The 14479-nt window shown below is 36.2% G+C and carries 18 protein-coding genes and 1 pseudogene; 12 read left to right on the forward strand and 7 right to left on the reverse strand.

Annotated features, from left to right (window positions below):
* Nucleotides 1-12: 12 nt before the first annotated feature.
* The gene (locus C564_RS0126110) at nt 13-1269 is read right to left on the reverse strand and encodes a TerD family protein (RefSeq protein WP_018767381.1); all 1257 of its coding nucleotides are present in this window, start codon (nt 1267-1269) and stop codon (nt 13-15) included.
* A 165-nt stretch (nt 1270-1434) separates the two neighbouring features.
* Between C564_RS0126110 and C564_RS0126115 the strand changes: the two genes are divergently transcribed.
* Nucleotides 1435-1920, forward strand: coding sequence for a GNAT family N-acetyltransferase (locus C564_RS0126115; RefSeq protein ID WP_016112364.1), 486 nt, complete (start codon nt 1435-1437; stop codon nt 1918-1920).
* Between the two features lie 157 nt (nt 1921-2077).
* On the opposite strand, the gene C564_RS0126120 is transcribed toward C564_RS0126115, so the two are convergent.
* Together C564_RS0126120 and C564_RS0126125 are read right to left on the reverse strand one after the other, a co-directional pair.
* Nucleotides 2078-2353, reverse strand: a complete 276-nt coding sequence (locus C564_RS0126120; RefSeq protein WP_003201532.1) for a stage V sporulation protein S — start codon at nt 2351-2353, stop codon at nt 2078-2080.
* A gap of 296 nt (nt 2354-2649) precedes the next feature.
* Nucleotides 2650-3141 carry a phosphatidylglycerophosphatase A family protein gene (locus tag C564_RS0126125; protein WP_018767382.1) on the reverse strand — a complete coding sequence of 164 codons (492 nt, stop codon included), beginning with the start codon at nt 3139-3141 and terminating at the stop codon, nt 2650-2652.
* A 119-nt stretch (nt 3142-3260) separates the two neighbouring features.
* Here C564_RS0126125 and yutH point away from each other — a divergent pair, with 119 nt between their 5' ends.
* Nucleotides 3261-4262 (forward strand): spore coat putative kinase YutH, encoded by a 1002-nt coding sequence (gene yutH, locus C564_RS0126130; RefSeq protein ID WP_018767383.1) that lies wholly within the window; start codon nt 3261-3263, stop codon nt 4260-4262.
* 91 nt (nt 4263-4353) lie between these two features.
* Here the strand turns inward: yutH and C564_RS0126135 are convergent, their stop codons facing one another.
* Nucleotides 4354-4590 carry a NifU family protein gene (locus tag C564_RS0126135; protein ID WP_000431179.1) on the reverse strand — a complete coding sequence of 79 codons (237 nt, stop codon included), beginning with the start codon at nt 4588-4590 and terminating at the stop codon, nt 4354-4356.
* Nucleotides 4591-4798: 208 nt separating this feature from the next.
* On the opposite strand from C564_RS0126135, the gene C564_RS0126140 reads away from it, so the two are divergent.
* A complete protein-coding gene (locus tag C564_RS0126140; protein WP_016112361.1) occupies nt 4799-5107 on the forward strand; it encodes a YuzD family protein in 309 nt (102 codons plus the stop codon).
* 141 nt (nt 5108-5248) lie between these two features.
* On the forward strand, nt 5249-6001 hold the full coding sequence (locus tag C564_RS0126145; protein WP_371410358.1) for a nucleotidyltransferase domain-containing protein: 753 nt from the start codon (nt 5249-5251) through the stop codon (nt 5999-6001).
* Nucleotides 6002-6094: 93 nt separating this feature from the next.
* Here C564_RS0126145 and C564_RS35455 read toward each other — a convergent pair whose 3' ends face one another.
* Nucleotides 6095-6253: a YqbF domain-containing protein gene (locus C564_RS35455; protein WP_018767385.1), complete on the reverse strand. Its 159-nt coding sequence runs from the start codon at nt 6251-6253 to the stop codon at nt 6095-6097.
* Nucleotides 6254-6607: 354 nt separating this feature from the next.
* Complete coding sequence (locus C564_RS0126155) at nt 6608-7678, reverse strand: NAD(P)/FAD-dependent oxidoreductase (protein WP_018767386.1); 1071 nt, start codon at nt 7676-7678, stop codon at nt 6608-6610.
* A gap of 679 nt (nt 7679-8357) precedes the next feature.
* On the opposite strand from C564_RS0126155, the gene C564_RS0126160 reads away from it, so the two are divergent.
* From C564_RS0126160 to C564_RS0126185, 6 genes are all read left to right on the forward strand, one after another.
* Nucleotides 8358-8597 (forward strand): YuzB family protein, encoded by a 240-nt coding sequence (locus C564_RS0126160; RefSeq protein WP_000595023.1) that lies wholly within the window; start codon nt 8358-8360, stop codon nt 8595-8597.
* Between the two features lie 156 nt (nt 8598-8753).
* A complete protein-coding gene (locus tag C564_RS0126165) occupies nt 8754-9980 on the forward strand; it encodes a NupC/NupG family nucleoside CNT transporter (RefSeq protein ID WP_018767387.1) in 1227 nt (408 codons plus the stop codon).
* Nucleotides 9981-10158: 178 nt separating this feature from the next.
* The gene (gene dapF / locus C564_RS0126170; RefSeq protein WP_018767388.1) at nt 10159-11025 is read left to right on the forward strand and encodes a diaminopimelate epimerase; all 867 of its coding nucleotides are present in this window, start codon (nt 10159-10161) and stop codon (nt 11023-11025) included.
* Nucleotides 11026-11066: 41 nt separating this feature from the next.
* Nucleotides 11067-11420 carry a HesB/IscA family protein gene (locus C564_RS0126175; RefSeq protein ID WP_003201551.1) on the forward strand — a complete coding sequence of 118 codons (354 nt, stop codon included), beginning with the start codon at nt 11067-11069 and terminating at the stop codon, nt 11418-11420.
* Nucleotides 11421-12535: 1115 nt separating this feature from the next.
* Nucleotides 12536-12691 carry an FbpB family small basic protein gene (locus C564_RS35475; RefSeq protein ID WP_003201552.1) on the forward strand — a complete coding sequence of 52 codons (156 nt, stop codon included), beginning with the start codon at nt 12536-12538 and terminating at the stop codon, nt 12689-12691.
* Between the two features lie 191 nt (nt 12692-12882).
* Entirely contained in the window at nt 12883-13236 is a 354-nt protein-coding gene (locus C564_RS0126185; RefSeq protein ID WP_018767390.1) for a YxeA family protein, read from the forward strand.
* A gap of 32 nt (nt 13237-13268) precedes the next feature.
* On the opposite strand, the gene C564_RS0126190 is transcribed toward C564_RS0126185, so the two are convergent.
* Nucleotides 13269-13721, reverse strand: a complete 453-nt coding sequence (locus tag C564_RS0126190) for a DUF523 domain-containing protein (protein WP_018767391.1) — start codon at nt 13719-13721, stop codon at nt 13269-13271.
* Between the two features lie 117 nt (nt 13722-13838).
* Between C564_RS0126190 and C564_RS0126195 the strand changes: the two genes are divergently transcribed.
* Nucleotides 13839-14024, forward strand: coding sequence for a hypothetical protein (locus C564_RS0126195; RefSeq protein ID WP_003201556.1), 186 nt, complete (start codon nt 13839-13841; stop codon nt 14022-14024).
* Nucleotides 14025-14334: 310 nt separating this feature from the next.
* Nucleotides 14335-14479 (forward strand): annotated as a pseudogene (locus C564_RS38280) (N-acetylmuramoyl-L-alanine amidase family protein); the annotation flags it as partial.

Below are 14479 nucleotides of genomic sequence, written 5' to 3' on the forward strand. Positions count from 1 at the left end.
GTTGTCACCACCTTATTTTGAACCTGCGACCCAGTTCATGTTCCATTTGTAATGCCGATCCATTTCTAGGTGCCCTCTAAAATATTTCACAAGCCTTTGTACTTTGAATGTCTCATCATTTACATTTTCGAGCATTGCAATTGCACATGTGTTGAAACCGTTACGGTGCTCATCCATTTTTACAATAATATCTGGGCCATTTTCCTGTTTTAATGTGACAATACCATCAACCTGTGACCAGTTAGCTACACCTTCATAAATATAAGAGAAAATTAATATTCTTTTTATTTCATGAATCATGTCTCCGTTAATACGTAAATTTTCTCCTTTATTTGAAGCACCTGTGCGATCGTCTTGATCTAAATGAATGTAAGGCTCGTTATAAAATGAACCAAATATATTTCCAAGTGGTTGTACAACACCTTTCCAACCATCTTTAAATTCAAACAAACAGCCTAAATCTAAATCTATTTGAGGGGAGCTATTTGCAGTTAAGGATGAAAAAAATCCTTTTTGTTTTGGTGTACTTTGTTTACCCCAGTTTAAGTTTACTGCAATTTCGCCAAGAGGCTTGTCCGTTTTTTGTAAGTTGATCGTATCTCCAGATTTCTTTAATTCAATTTTAGAAAGGTTAATACTTTTTGAAATAGGAGAAGGTGCAGCGGTTGTCTTTGCAAAAAAATCAGGTGGTGTATGGGATAAACCAAATTGTTTAGAAAGTTCGATAAGTCCGCCTTGCACACCGCGACCGATGGCACCAAATTTCCATTCTCCTTTGTAACGATAGACTTCACAGGCGATTAGTGCAGTTTCGGATGAGAATTGTTCTTCCAGATTATAGCGGAACATTTCGTCATTGTTTGCGGAGTTTAGAATGCGGACGTAAGAGTGAGCTATTTGTCCAAATGTTTGCAGACGAGTTTGTGCTTCGTGAATCGTAATAGTGAAAATAATACGTTCAATATGAGATGGGAGTTTGGAAAGAGAGATGGAAATTTCCTCGTCATCGCCAGATCCTGCTCCTGTACGATTGTCTGATGAAAGTGTAATCGCATCTTGTAAAGCAGATTGCTGTTTATAAAATATAATATGGTCTGTTGTTGTTAAGCGTCCATTTGCATCTAATAAAAAAGCAGCAGCATCTAAATCGAATGCATGTGAATTTGAATTTGTAGGAAGATCCCAGCCGAGACCTATTTTTATATGAGTTAATGTAGGATTTGTTTTTGTTAAATCTACCTTTTGTCCTTTACATAACTGTAGGGGCATTTTGATTTCACCTCTTTTAGAATAGTTAATCCAATCCTAACATGCTAAGAAAAGTTTTCCAATTTAGTATTTTAAAAATTTACAAACTTTTCAAAAACAAAGTGAGATAATAAGATAAATGTAGAAATTTGTTAGGGAATTGTTTTTTTGAAAGGAAGAAGAAAAATGAATATACACAAACTAACAGAGGCAGAAGCAAAAGAAATCAATACATGGCAGTATGAGGAACTATATTCGTTATACAGCTTTTCAGGCAGTGAAGAGACAATAGAAGAACTATTAGATGGTACATATTATGGCTGTTGTAATGAACATGGAGAATTAATAGGTTATTTTTGTTTTGGTGAAAACGCACAAGTGCCAGGGGGAAGAGATGCGGAGTTATACGTGGGAGAAGATACTGTAGATATTGGGCTTGGAATGAAGCCAGAGCTAACGGGGCGGGGGCTGGGGAAAGCCTTTTTGCAAGCTGGAATAAATTTGGCGGAAGAGCAAATCCAACCGGATAGACTTCGTTTAAGTGTTGCAGGTTTTAATAAACGTGCAATAAGGTTATATCAACAGGTAGGTTTTGTAGCAGAAAAAACTTTTGATGATAGAGGAAGAGAGTTTATTTTGATGACATATTCCTGTAGGAAGAAGAGAAACTGAAGAATTGATACAATAGGAAAAAGACTGATTGTTATCAGTCTTTTCATATATCATTTAACAATTGGTATTTATGAATCTAATAAAAGAATGTAGTTGAGCGGGTATGTTCTTTCATAATTTTTGTATGGATGGTTTGAATGATAAGCTATCATTTTTTCTACGATCTAATTTTTCTAGGGCCGACAATTAATTTGATTGCTGTACTTTTCTCGTTATTGATTGTGATATCTGTAAATGCTGGAATGAGAACAAGGTCAATGCCGCTAGGAGCTACGAATCCTCTTGCAATAGCAACGGCTTTAACTGCTTGATTTAAAGCACCAGCTCCAACTACTTGAATTTCTGTACTACCTTTTTCTCTTAATACACCGGCAATGGCACCTGCAACTGAATTGGGATTGGATTTTGATGATACTTTTAAAATATTATCCATATAAATTGCTCCTCCTGTTATTGAATCATTTTTTTTATTACTGAAAGGAATGTAATTCGCATATCTTTAACTAATATTCAGATCCCAATCAAACAGAACCATTAAGCTTATTCATTCGCTACTTTTTAGGCTATTCCTGTTTATTCGTGTAAATAAAAAAATGATAGGAGTATGAAAAAATCTTGAAAAGAAAGAAAAACATAACGGACCATGATTTTTTCACATGGTCCGTTATGTTTTCTATAACATTTTCAACTGAAAGTATTACGTAAAATTATGCTGACTATTGTTTTACTTTATTCCCCATGCTCCGCGCGATGTGCCAAACGACTAGAAGCGGCAGCGGCAATACCGCCAACAATGTCATCAAGGAATGTATGGACTTTCCCAGTTGATTTATCATTTAAGTATTCTAAAATACCTGGTTTTAATTTATCGATATATCCAAAGTTTGTGAAGCCGATAGAGCCATACACATTTACGATAGAAAGTGCGATGACTTCATCAATTCCGTACAATCCTTCATCCCGTTTTACGATATCTTGTAATGGTTCGCTTAACATTCCTTTTTCGGCAAGGACATCTAATTCAATTCCTGTAATGAGTGCATTTTGTACTTCACGTTTGGATAATACACGTTCTACGTTGTAACGACATTCTGACATCTCTAAATTTGGATGGTATTTCTTTTGAAGAAAATGAACAAGCTCCGCAATATCATCGATTGTTACACCACGTTCTTGTAGAAGTTGTAATGCTCTTTCTTGTAGTTGATTTGATTCTTTCATGTTATCACCTTTTTTTCTTTTTATTATTTGTATACGTTTTACTGCTTTATCATGTGCATAGGAATGAAAGGCGAGCACAAGCTCATATATATAAAGAAAAACCATAGGTGGCGACTATGATGATTCAGCATATTTATGAGCATTATCAAATGCATGTCAAAGAATTAATCCCCCTTGGCCCCTATAAAAGCTTTTGGATTCGCAATAAAATTTATGTACTTCTTCCGATTGGAAATATGGAGGAAGATGTACTTGTTGAAATGAAAAAATTAAGCGATTATATGAACCAGCAAGGGGATATTACTGTTGCGACTTTCGTCCCGACGGTGCACGGTTACTATGTAAGTGAGATAGAAGAAAAAAATTACTGTTTATTAAAAGGTATGCGTTTGCTTGAACGACATGCTACTTCGTTAGGTAGTGAGCTTTCCTTATTCCATAAACGAGGCGCTTTTTTTCCAGAAGAAATAGAACAATTAAGTCGCATTGGTGAATGGAAGTCGTTGTGGGAAAAAAGGCTCGATCAATTAGAGCGATTTTGGCAATCACAACTTATGAATCAGCCATCAGATGTATTTGATCAACTATTTATTGAGTCTTTCCCATACTATTTAGGCATTGCTGAAAATGCCATTCAATATGTTGTTGATACAGAAATAGATGATACACCTCAGCTTGCCGATGCAGCAACAATCTGTCAAGAACGCTTTACCCCTTTATTATGGCAGCAAACTAATAAATTAAAAATCCCCATCGATTGGGTATATGATCATCCAAGTAGAGATTTGGCGGAATGGATTCGATATGTATCGATGGAAAAGAAGAAAGATTGGGAACAAACAATTTTTCAGTTTGTAACGGATTATGAGAAAAATTATGCACTTTCTTCTTTTGGCTGGCGTCTACTATTTGCGCGTCTTCTCTTTCCACTTCGCTACTTTGAAACGGTAGAACAGTACTATCTGACGGGAAATGAAGAACAAAAAAGTATGTATCGAGATCGCTTAGAAGACATTTTACACGATGTGAACCGTTCAGAGCAATTTATGAAGCATTTTTATGAATTTCTTCGCTTGCCTGTTGATAAGCTCGGAATTCGAAAGTTGGATTGGTTATCTTAATACGAATTTACAAAAAAGAGACCATAGTGGTCTCTTTTTTTGTAAATTATCCAGTGGAAGCAATTCTAAGCGAGCCGCTTCCGCTTTAAATTTAAAATACTTGTTCTACTTCGATAACGCCTGGTACTTCTTCAAGTAGTGCGCGTTCGATACCAGCTTTTAATGTGATTGTAGAACTTGGGCAGCTACCGCATGCACCCATAAGGCGTAGTTTTACAATACCTTCTTCAATATCTACTAATTCAACGTCACCGCCATCACGAAGTAAGAACGGACGTAATTTATCTAATACTTCTAGTACTTGTTCTTGCATATTTGGGTTTTCCATTTTTATCGACTCCTTTCATCCATTTTATTATAATCAAGATACAGGGGAAAATCTATTTTTTCTGTTCTTGTTTTATTGTCGAAATATTGTATCATGTTTACAATGTGTTTTTTCAGTATAGAGGACAAGAATTAAACTTGTAAAGAGATGTGCTTATGAGGAAAGTCACCGAATCGTACTGTTAGAACAGAGAAGTGGGGGAGAAATAATGGTAAATGTTCAAGTATATGGGGCAAAAGTAATTTGTGCGAGCTGCGTTGGAATGCCGTCTTCGACTGAAACATTTGAATGGCTACAAGCGGCAATTGGTCGTAAATATGAAGGTCAAGATGATAAATTTAAGTTTGAATACGTTGATATTCAAGAAGAGCAAGAAGATGCAGAAAAGCAGGCTTTCGTAGAGCGTGTAATTGAAGAAGATTTGTTTTATCCAGTTGTTCTTGTAAACGGAGAAATCGTTGGAGAAGGAAATCCTCGTTTAAAGGACGTATACGAAGAAATTGAGAAATATTTATAATACAAAAAAGTCTTTGCGGTAGCAAAGGCTTTTCTTATATGTTTATACGGAAAAAATAACCGTTATAGGTAATCTTATCAAGGGGGTATACGTGTGAAAGGGGTAGTGAAACATAGACTTCCAGAAGAAGTAAAGGTCTTAATGGAGCAATATGTGATTGGATTACAAGATATTTTTTTAAACGAACAATTAATTGGAGTATATGTATATGGTTCAATTGCATTAGGAGCATTTCATTTAGAAACGAGTGACGTTGATTTTGTTACAGTAACGAGAGAGTCGGTCAGTGAAACCCAGAACATACAAATAATTGAGTTACACAAAAAATTGAGTAAAAGCATGTTAGGAAGACGAATGGACGGTATGTATATTCCACTCGCTGATTTAGGGAAATACAATGAGGAAATGCCGCAGTATGTCTATTGTGCAGATGGAAAAGCTCACACAGGACATTGGGATGTGAATGCTGTAACGTGGTGGACGTTAAAAAATCAAGGGATTACTGTAATTGGGGAGGAAGCAAGTAAGCTTCCGTTTCAGACGCCATGGATTGATGTGGTAGAAACGATGAAATATAATGTAGAACAGTACTGGAGTGAAAAAGCATCACGGCTATATTTATTTTTAATTGAAGAATGGGTAGAATCAGCTGTTGTAACGATGGGACGCATTTTGTATACATTAGAGCATAAAATAATTGTTTCAAAAGATGAGGGATTACAATATATGATGAGGGCGTCTAGTGAAAAATGGATGCCTTTGTTACAAGAGGTAGAGCGGATGCGTCATAATAAGAGAGCGAAACGAATGATTTCCATTTGGAAGCGGGCAGATATGACGAAGAAGTATTTGCTTAGTGGGATAGAGGAGTGCCGGAGGAAATGGGAAGGATAAAAAAGCAGCCATACTACAAATAGTATGGCTGCTCAGTTTGTAGATAAAGGGATTTGTTAGTGCTTAACGTACACACTACTTAGCTACTCATTATTATGCTGTGGAAGTATTGTCGTCTTTACGTACTTCGAAAAACTCATTTTTGCACAGGTATTTAAAAATTCTTTGTGTAACTTGTTCTTCTTGATCTAGCAAGAAGCGATGATCAAAAGCATAGAAGGATTGTCCCTGAATTAGTTTAACATAATACATAACCGATACCTCCATTATAGAACGATACAAATCTAAAGATTTATTACTATAATATCCGTAAATTGGATTAATATACCAGGTACGTTAATCAGGGATTCTATATAAACCCATCTTGATTTTCCAACATATAAAACGCGGCTATGGAAACAAAAGCGGATCTCCACGCGTTTACTCCCTTTGTTTTAACTTGGCATGGGGCAGGGAAAGGCCCTAACCGCTTCTATGCATGGCTAGATGCTCTCTCCCATCTAAAGATTAGGTTTTATTCCGGTTTTTCAATTTGTACTTACATATTCATACCGTATCAAAAAAGGAGAAAAATAGAAAAAAACAAGAGCGATAAGCTCTTGTTTTTTAACCATTATGATATTTATACATCCAAAGGATACCCGACTTGAGAAGTCTAGGAACTCGTCCCATTAATGGTTGATTTGCTAATAATCCGAATCCGTGTTTCTTACCGAGAGAACCGAGAACACCTTTTAATTTAATAACAGGTAGTTCATCAGGAAGGGGCTCATTGTTCCAACGTTTTAATAATATTTGGACAATTTGTTCACCTTGGCCTTCAGCAAGCTGTGCAGATGGGGCATGTGGAAGAGAAGCGCAATCTCCTACAACATAAACATGCTCATCATTTGGAATATTATGATATTTTGTTAATACAACCCGACCACCACTATCTTGTTCGACTGGAAGGTTTCGAACAACTTCGTTTGCTTGAATACCAGCTGTCCATACGATTGCATCACATTGAAGCGGTTCGTCATGGTTGTACACAACGTTTGGTTCTACTTTCGTAATGTTAGAGTTTCGTATAATTGTAACATTATGCTTTACGAACCACTCTTCTACGTATCTACTTAATTTTTCTGGGAACGGGAATAAAATGCGATCTTTTCGATCAAATAAGTAGATCTTTAAATCAGAACGGCTTTCACGAAGTTCACTTGCAACTTCAACACCGCTTAAACCAGCGCCGACAACAGCGACCGTTGCGTTTGGTTCTAAACTATTTAATTGTTCATACGTTTTACGAGTTTGTTCAATTGATTGAAGGCTATGTGTATATTCCTTCGCCCCCGGAACGTTATGATACTTGTCTTCGCAGCCAAGGCCGATAATTAAGTCATCATATTCGACAACTTCACCGCCATCGAGATGAACGGCTTTGTTTTCAATGTCAACATTCGTTACAGTGCCATATTGAATATTGAGACGCGGGTGTTCTGGAAACGGAATGCGAATATGTGTTTCTGAAATTGTACCCGCTACTAATGCGTAATATTCTGTTTTAAAACAGTGGTATGGTACTTTGTCGATTAATGTCACTTGGACATCATCTGGGAGTTGATTGTTTGGAAGAAGCCGTTGTAGAATTCTCATTCCACCGTAGCCGCCACCCAGTAATACGAGGTGTTTCATGATGGATTACCCCTTTTCTGTTGAAATATCCCCTAATCATACAATTATATATTGAAAAAATATTTTGACTTTACTCACTCAAATTATATCGAATTTGTGAACAAATAACAATGCATGAATGTGTACTCTGTTGTACAATAAGAAGAAAAGTGGACAAACTGTTTTAATTTGTATGCTGGAAAATCAATATGTAGATAAAAAAACGATAGAAACCCTTTCTTTTAGGTTGGAGAGAGCGTCCGCCGATGGATAGAAGCGGTCAGTGCCTTTGTTGGCCCCATGCGATGTGAAACCAGAAGGATGAAATGAGTGGAGATCTTTTTTTGTTTTCATAGCAGTAGTTTGTATGCTGGAAAATCAATATGTAGATAAAAAAACGATAGAAACCCTTTCTTTTAGGTTGGAGAGAGCGTCCGCCGATGGATAGAAGCGGTCAGTGCCTTTGTTGGCCCCATGCGATGTGAAACCAGAAGGATGAAATGAGTGGAGATCTTTTTTTGTTTTCATAGCAGTGAAGTGTATGTTGGGAAATCAACATGGATTTATATAGAGAAGATCTTTTGATTCGAAATGAAACAGTAAAGTAGCTAAATATTTTATTAGGTGTAATTAAAACAACAAGAAACAGCTTAGTTTTCTTATTATAGAGTTATTTTTGGGAGATACAGGGGGGATTGTTTTGATTAAGCCATTAATCGAATTTTGTGTAGGTAATCTTGCGAGTGGCTCACAAGCAGCGCTAGAAAAATTTGAAAAAGATCCAAATTTAGATGTTATGGAGTACGGTTGTCTGGGCTATTGTGGCATTTGTTTTGAAGGGCCTTTTGCACTTGTAAACGGGGAAGTCGTACAAGGTGCAACGGTAGAAGAGCTTGTGAAAAATGTATACGATTATTTAGATGAAAACCCAATGTTTTAAGGCGTTGCATATAAGCAACGTCTTTTTTATCATTTTAACCGAGAAGACTCCCTCCTCTAAACGAAGTGAAGGTGGGGGGAGTTCAATTGTTTCACCAGAGTAAAAATTCTTTTAGAGGAAATGCTAACAAAGAATTTGAACTTTAGAGGTGACAGAATGAATATTATTTGGGGATTCGGTGGAATAATCGTTATTCTTTTAATTGGTTATTTACTTTCAAATAATAAAAGAGCAATCTCGCCGCGTACTGTATTTGGTGGACTCGCAATTCAGTTATTATTTGGCTTTATCGTATTAGAGTGGGATGTAGGGCGAATGGTTTTAGAGAAGGTAACGCAGTTTGTGCAAAAGATTATGGATTTTGCGAATGCGGGTATTTTATTTTTATTCGGTAGTTTAGGGGACCCAACGAAAACAACTGGATTCGTATTTGCGTTTCGGGTGCTGCCAATTTTAATTTTCTTATCATCGGTTATTGCTGTTTTATATTATTTAGGAATTATGCAATGGATTGTTCGAATTATCGGTGGTGCACTAGCAAAGCTATTAGGGACTAGTCAATCCGAATCGTTATCTGCAACAGCGAATATCTTTTTAGGACAGACAGAAGCGCCGCTTGTGATTCGACCATACATGCCACGCCTGACAAAGTCAGAGCTGTTTGCGGTGATGGTGGGAGGATTAGCATCTGTATCAGGCTCAACGCTTTTTGGATATGCTGCGCTTGGCGTGCCGCTTAAGTTTTTATTAGCGGCAAGCGTTATGGCGGCACCTGCTGGACTTGTTATGGCAAAATTATTGTTTCCAGAAACAGATAAGCCAGAAGTACATAATAAGCATGAAGACGATGATAAAGATGGTGACAAAAAACCAGCAAACGTCATCGATGCCGCAGCGCGCGGAGCAGCTGATGGATTATCACTTGCTTTAAATGTTGGAGCAATGTTAATTGCTTTTATTGCCATCATCGCTCTTTTGAATGGAATTGTTGGTGGGATTGGTGGTCTTTTCGGTTATCCAGATCTATCCCTACAACTTATATTAGGATATATTTTTTCACCGCTTGCGTTTGTCATTGGTGTACCGTGGACAGAAGCAATTACAGCGGGAAGTTTTATTGGGGAGAAGTTAATTTTAAATGAGTTTGTAGCGTTTACTGATTTTGCTCCTCATATGGGGAAACTTTCAGAGAAAACAATGGCAATGATTACCTTTTCGCTTTGCGGATTTGCGAATCTATCTTCTGTTGCCATTTTACTTGGGGGACTTGGGGGAATGGCGCCAACCCGTCGTAGTGATATTGCGAAATTTGGAATAAAGTCAATTGTAGCTGGAACACTTGCTAACTTATTGAGTGCTGCAATTGCAGGAATGTTTGTGTGAAATAAAAAAAGGCCCTTTCCGAGAAGGGCTTTTTTCTTACACAATTTGTGTAAGAACGGCTCTTATATAAAAGCCATCAAAACGTTGTCAAATATGAGAAACGGGGGACGTTCTTATTGTGTTCCAAAAGCATGCATTTTATACTTAAAACAACAAATTTTTTTTGGAGTGAATGAGGATGAATAAATTTTCTTTTACAAAAATGCATGGTCTTGGGAATAGCTATATATATGTAAATATGTTTGAAGAGCAAATTCCAGAAGAGGAACTATCTCTTGTAGCGGAAAAAGTGTCGAATATCAACACTGGAATTGGCGCAGATGGAATGATTTTAATTTGTCCGTCTGAAGTAGCACCAGTGAAAATGCGCATGTTTAATAATGATGGGTCAGAAGGAAAAAGCTGTGGGAATGGACTGCGTTGTGTAGCGAAATATGCGTATGAGCATAAACTAGTAGAAGAGACTGTTTTTACAATAGAAACATTGGCTGGAATTGTAACGGCTGAAGTGACAGTAGAAGACGGTATCGTTACATTAGCTAAAATTGACATGGGAGCACCTCGTTTAACTCGTGCAGAGTTACCGATGCTTGGCGAGGGAGAAATACCGTTTATTCGTGAAGACTTCCTATACAATAATCATCGCTATGCGTTTACTGCTGTTTCAATGGGAAATCCGCATGCGGTCATTTTTGTTGATGATGTGGAAGAAGCTCCGCTTACAACATTAGGTCCGGTACTTGAGACTCATGAAATGTTCCCGGAACGAGTGAATGTTGAATTCATTGAAATTGTAAATGACAATGAAATGAACTTCCGCGTTTGGGAACGTGGGTCAGGTGTGACGCAGGCATGTGGAACAGGAGCATGCGCAGCAGTTGTTGCAGCAGTGTTGAATGAAAAAATGAAACGCGGTGAAGAAATTACGGTTCATTTAGCAGGCGGAGATTTAATGATTGCCTGGACAGGAGAAGGGAACGTTTTGATGAAAGGTCCAGCGGAAGTAATTTGCCGCGGAGTGTATGAGTACAAGATAGAGGCGTAAAGATGTATAATAGAACGAGAGAAGAAAGGAAGGTGGATTTCATGATTGATGTAACAGAACAAGCAGCATATCAAATTAAAGATATGTTAAAAGATGCTGAAGATGGAGAGAAGTACGTTCGCCTTGCTGTGCATGGCGGTGGATGTAGCGGTCTTTCTTACGGTCTAGGATTTGAAAGAGAACCAAATGAAGACGACACAGTGCTTGAGTTTTTCGGTGTTGAATTTGTTATTGATAAAGAAAGTGCTCCGATTGTAAAAGGAGTAAAAGTTGATTACAAGCAATCTATGCTTGGCGGCGGGTTCACAATCGATAACCCGAATGCAATCGCATCATGCGGATGTGGATCATCTTTCCGTACGGCGTCGAATGCTGGTAAGCCGGAAGAGTGCTAATGTAATGCTTTTCGTATCGAGATATGATTGAGTTTTGGAGACTTAATCAAGCGCTTATTTAATTCGCTATAAAGGAAAAGAGTGTCCGAAGACGGACGCTCTTTTTTTATTCATATAATTAGTGTTATTGATTGTTAAGAGAATAACCTATTTTATGATGTTGGAGAGGGGAATCTAGCTGCTTCAAAGTGCATGAGGTGTACTGTATTTTCAAGCGGTTCGGGAACAGTATTACCATCTGTAGTAGCTTGGGCAATAACTCGTATTGTATCTCCCACCGATAATTTTAAGATAGCAGAAATGCTTACTAGATTAACAATATCTAATTCTTCACCTGAAAAATCGTTATCAGCAACTACAGCATTCCTGTTGATTGAGATAAATATCCTTACAGTATAAGTTGTGACAACATCAGAGAAAAATCCGATACTTGCTATGTTGTAGTTAAGTTTAAAAAGTAGAAATAAAATACGCCCTACAACACGAATTTACCTGCTGCTTTGTTGAATTCCCTAATAAAGTAAAAACAGTCAATCCATTAGGTAAATCTAAATCTTCTGCACCAGATTGTCCTACACGTACAGGGGCTGTAGGGATGGGAATATTATAAATTTCTATAGTATTATCACCAATGTTTGATACATAAAGGCAAGTATATCATTTTATCAAGGACCACTCTTTATATATAAAGTGAAACTTTAATCAGTGGGTTTTTTTTCATCGCCCACTGATTATTAGTTGAACCAATTGGGCTTTTACGGGATAAATTCATTTTGTTTATTGAACATGGACGTTGCGGTTATGTGAAACAAAAGATGATATGCACTCGTTTGTTCTATTTACTTTACCGCCGCATGTGGCAGAAAAAGGATCTGGCCTCTTCGAAATCCTCTCAATTCTCCTTAAAAAAGGATTTTTATGTTCGTTTTACAATTTGTATTTGTATATAATTTTTTTTTATTAAATTCACATAATGTTCAAACAAATATGTCTAAAAACTCGGAAGTTATAGTATTCTTGAATTAAGAATAATTTTTCGACAAATAAAGACAAAAAAATTATGGTGATTGGAAAATTTTATTTTATATCTGTGATTACACAGACAATAAGGAGAAATGATTATGGCGAACAAACGTTGTAAATTACTTCATAAATCGTTTAAAGAATTGGTACAAGAAAATAAACAAAAGATATTGAATGATAAACAAGAGATGGAAAAAATTGAACAACGTATTGAACAACGTTATACAATTAATAAATCGGCTTCCTAATTAAGATACGAAAACTTTGTTGATATACAAAAAAGAAGATAATCGACTAGGTGCAGTAGTTGGTTATCTTTTTTGTTTTTTCAGTGTTTAATCTTACAAAAGTGTAATGTTCATGTCACGTTTTTGAATTTCTCCTCTGAAGAAAAGAGATTATGATAACAACATAATAAAAAACACATGGGGTGAATAACGTGAAAAGATATATTGCACTTTTTAGTATTTTAATTGTATTTGCTAGCTTGTTAGTTGGCTGTGATTTAAACCGTATGGGAAAAGATGAGTACTATGTTCAAATTACAGTTGATGGAACGGAAAAAAATGAAAAAGCTGATAATGGTCAGCCTCACAAATCATTTGAGTATAAGTTACCTGCATTTGATAAAGATGGTAAAGAAAAAGAAATGGAATTTACAGCTGTGAAGAATCTTCGTAAGGAAGCATTTCTACGTGTATTCTACTCCGATAAAAAAGGTGTAGCAGCTTGGGAAGAAGTGAAGAAGGACGAGCTTCCTGCAAAAGTGAAAGAAAAATTAGGCGTGAAATAATGAAGAAAGAGTTGGCCAAATGGTCAACTCTTTTATTTGCTTACAAAGTCTTCTTCTGAAATTACTGTAAATCCATGTCTGCGAAATAAAGCAGTTGTTACACCATATCCATCTCGTTTTTTTCCGTTGAATTCTCCTGTATAAATGGTAGAACTTCCGCAAGAAGGACTTCGTTCTTTTAAAATGATGTATTCTGGATTTAAATCTTGTATTTCTTTCAAAGCTTTATAAGCTCCATGTACGAAAGCAGTTGTTACATCATTACCTTCGTTGTCCATTACCTTTGCTTTACCATCTAGTACATCATCACCATTGCCTCCGATAATTTCTGCTGATGGACGAGGTGTAGGTAAGCCTCCCAATACCTCTGGACAAACAAGAACAGCTTCTTCTTTTTGTAATAGCTCTTCAATTTTTGAAATGAGATTGTCATTTCCATCGTAACGACAAGCAATACCAGCTAAGCAAGCACTAATTACAATCATGTTTTTTACCTCAGTTCATTAAAGATTATGAAATAATTTCTAATTTTACTGTTGTTCTCTTGTTGATATGCGGGATGATAAGAATAAAAACTTTTTATCATTTAATGAAAACATATAGTGAATTTCAAAGTAAAGAAGAATGTAATATATTTCTTAAATAATAACGGGGTAAAACAAACAGGTTGGCTATCCAATGGTGGTAAATGGTATTACCTTGACTCTTATGGAGAAATGGTAACAGGTCAAAAATTTATTGATAACAACTGGTACTATTTTAATGATAACGGTGTTTGGATTGGTTAATTATAAGTAATAGTCTTTATCGATAAGTAAAGCAGGTCGTGGGATTAAATATGACCTGCTTTATTTTTTATGCTTTCAAGTCATCAAAAAGGAGAGATTTCTATTATTTCATGACAACATATAGCGAATTTTAGAGCGTTATTAAACTTGCATAATTTAAAAAAATTCTCTAGTAATTTGTTTATAACAATCTATAGCTCATAACCATCTAGTAATTTGTTTGTACAAATATTACAAAAAAACATTTAATTCATTTGATAAAATTGGTAAAATAGTATAAACTATCTATTTTTTGAAAAGGGGAAAGAGAATGAAAAAGGGAAATAAAATGAAAAAGATGATTGCTACTTCTGTACTTTCTACTGCACTATTAATTCCAGCTATTGCTCATGCAGAAGAAAACAAGACGATTCAAAATTCTACTGCTACTCCTAAAGTTGCAAGTGTAAGTAAGG

The organism is Bacillus sp. 105MF (genome assembly GCF_000374885.1).
GTDB classification, from domain to species: Bacteria; Bacillota; Bacilli; order Bacillales; family Bacillaceae_G; genus Bacillus_A; species Bacillus_A pseudomycoides.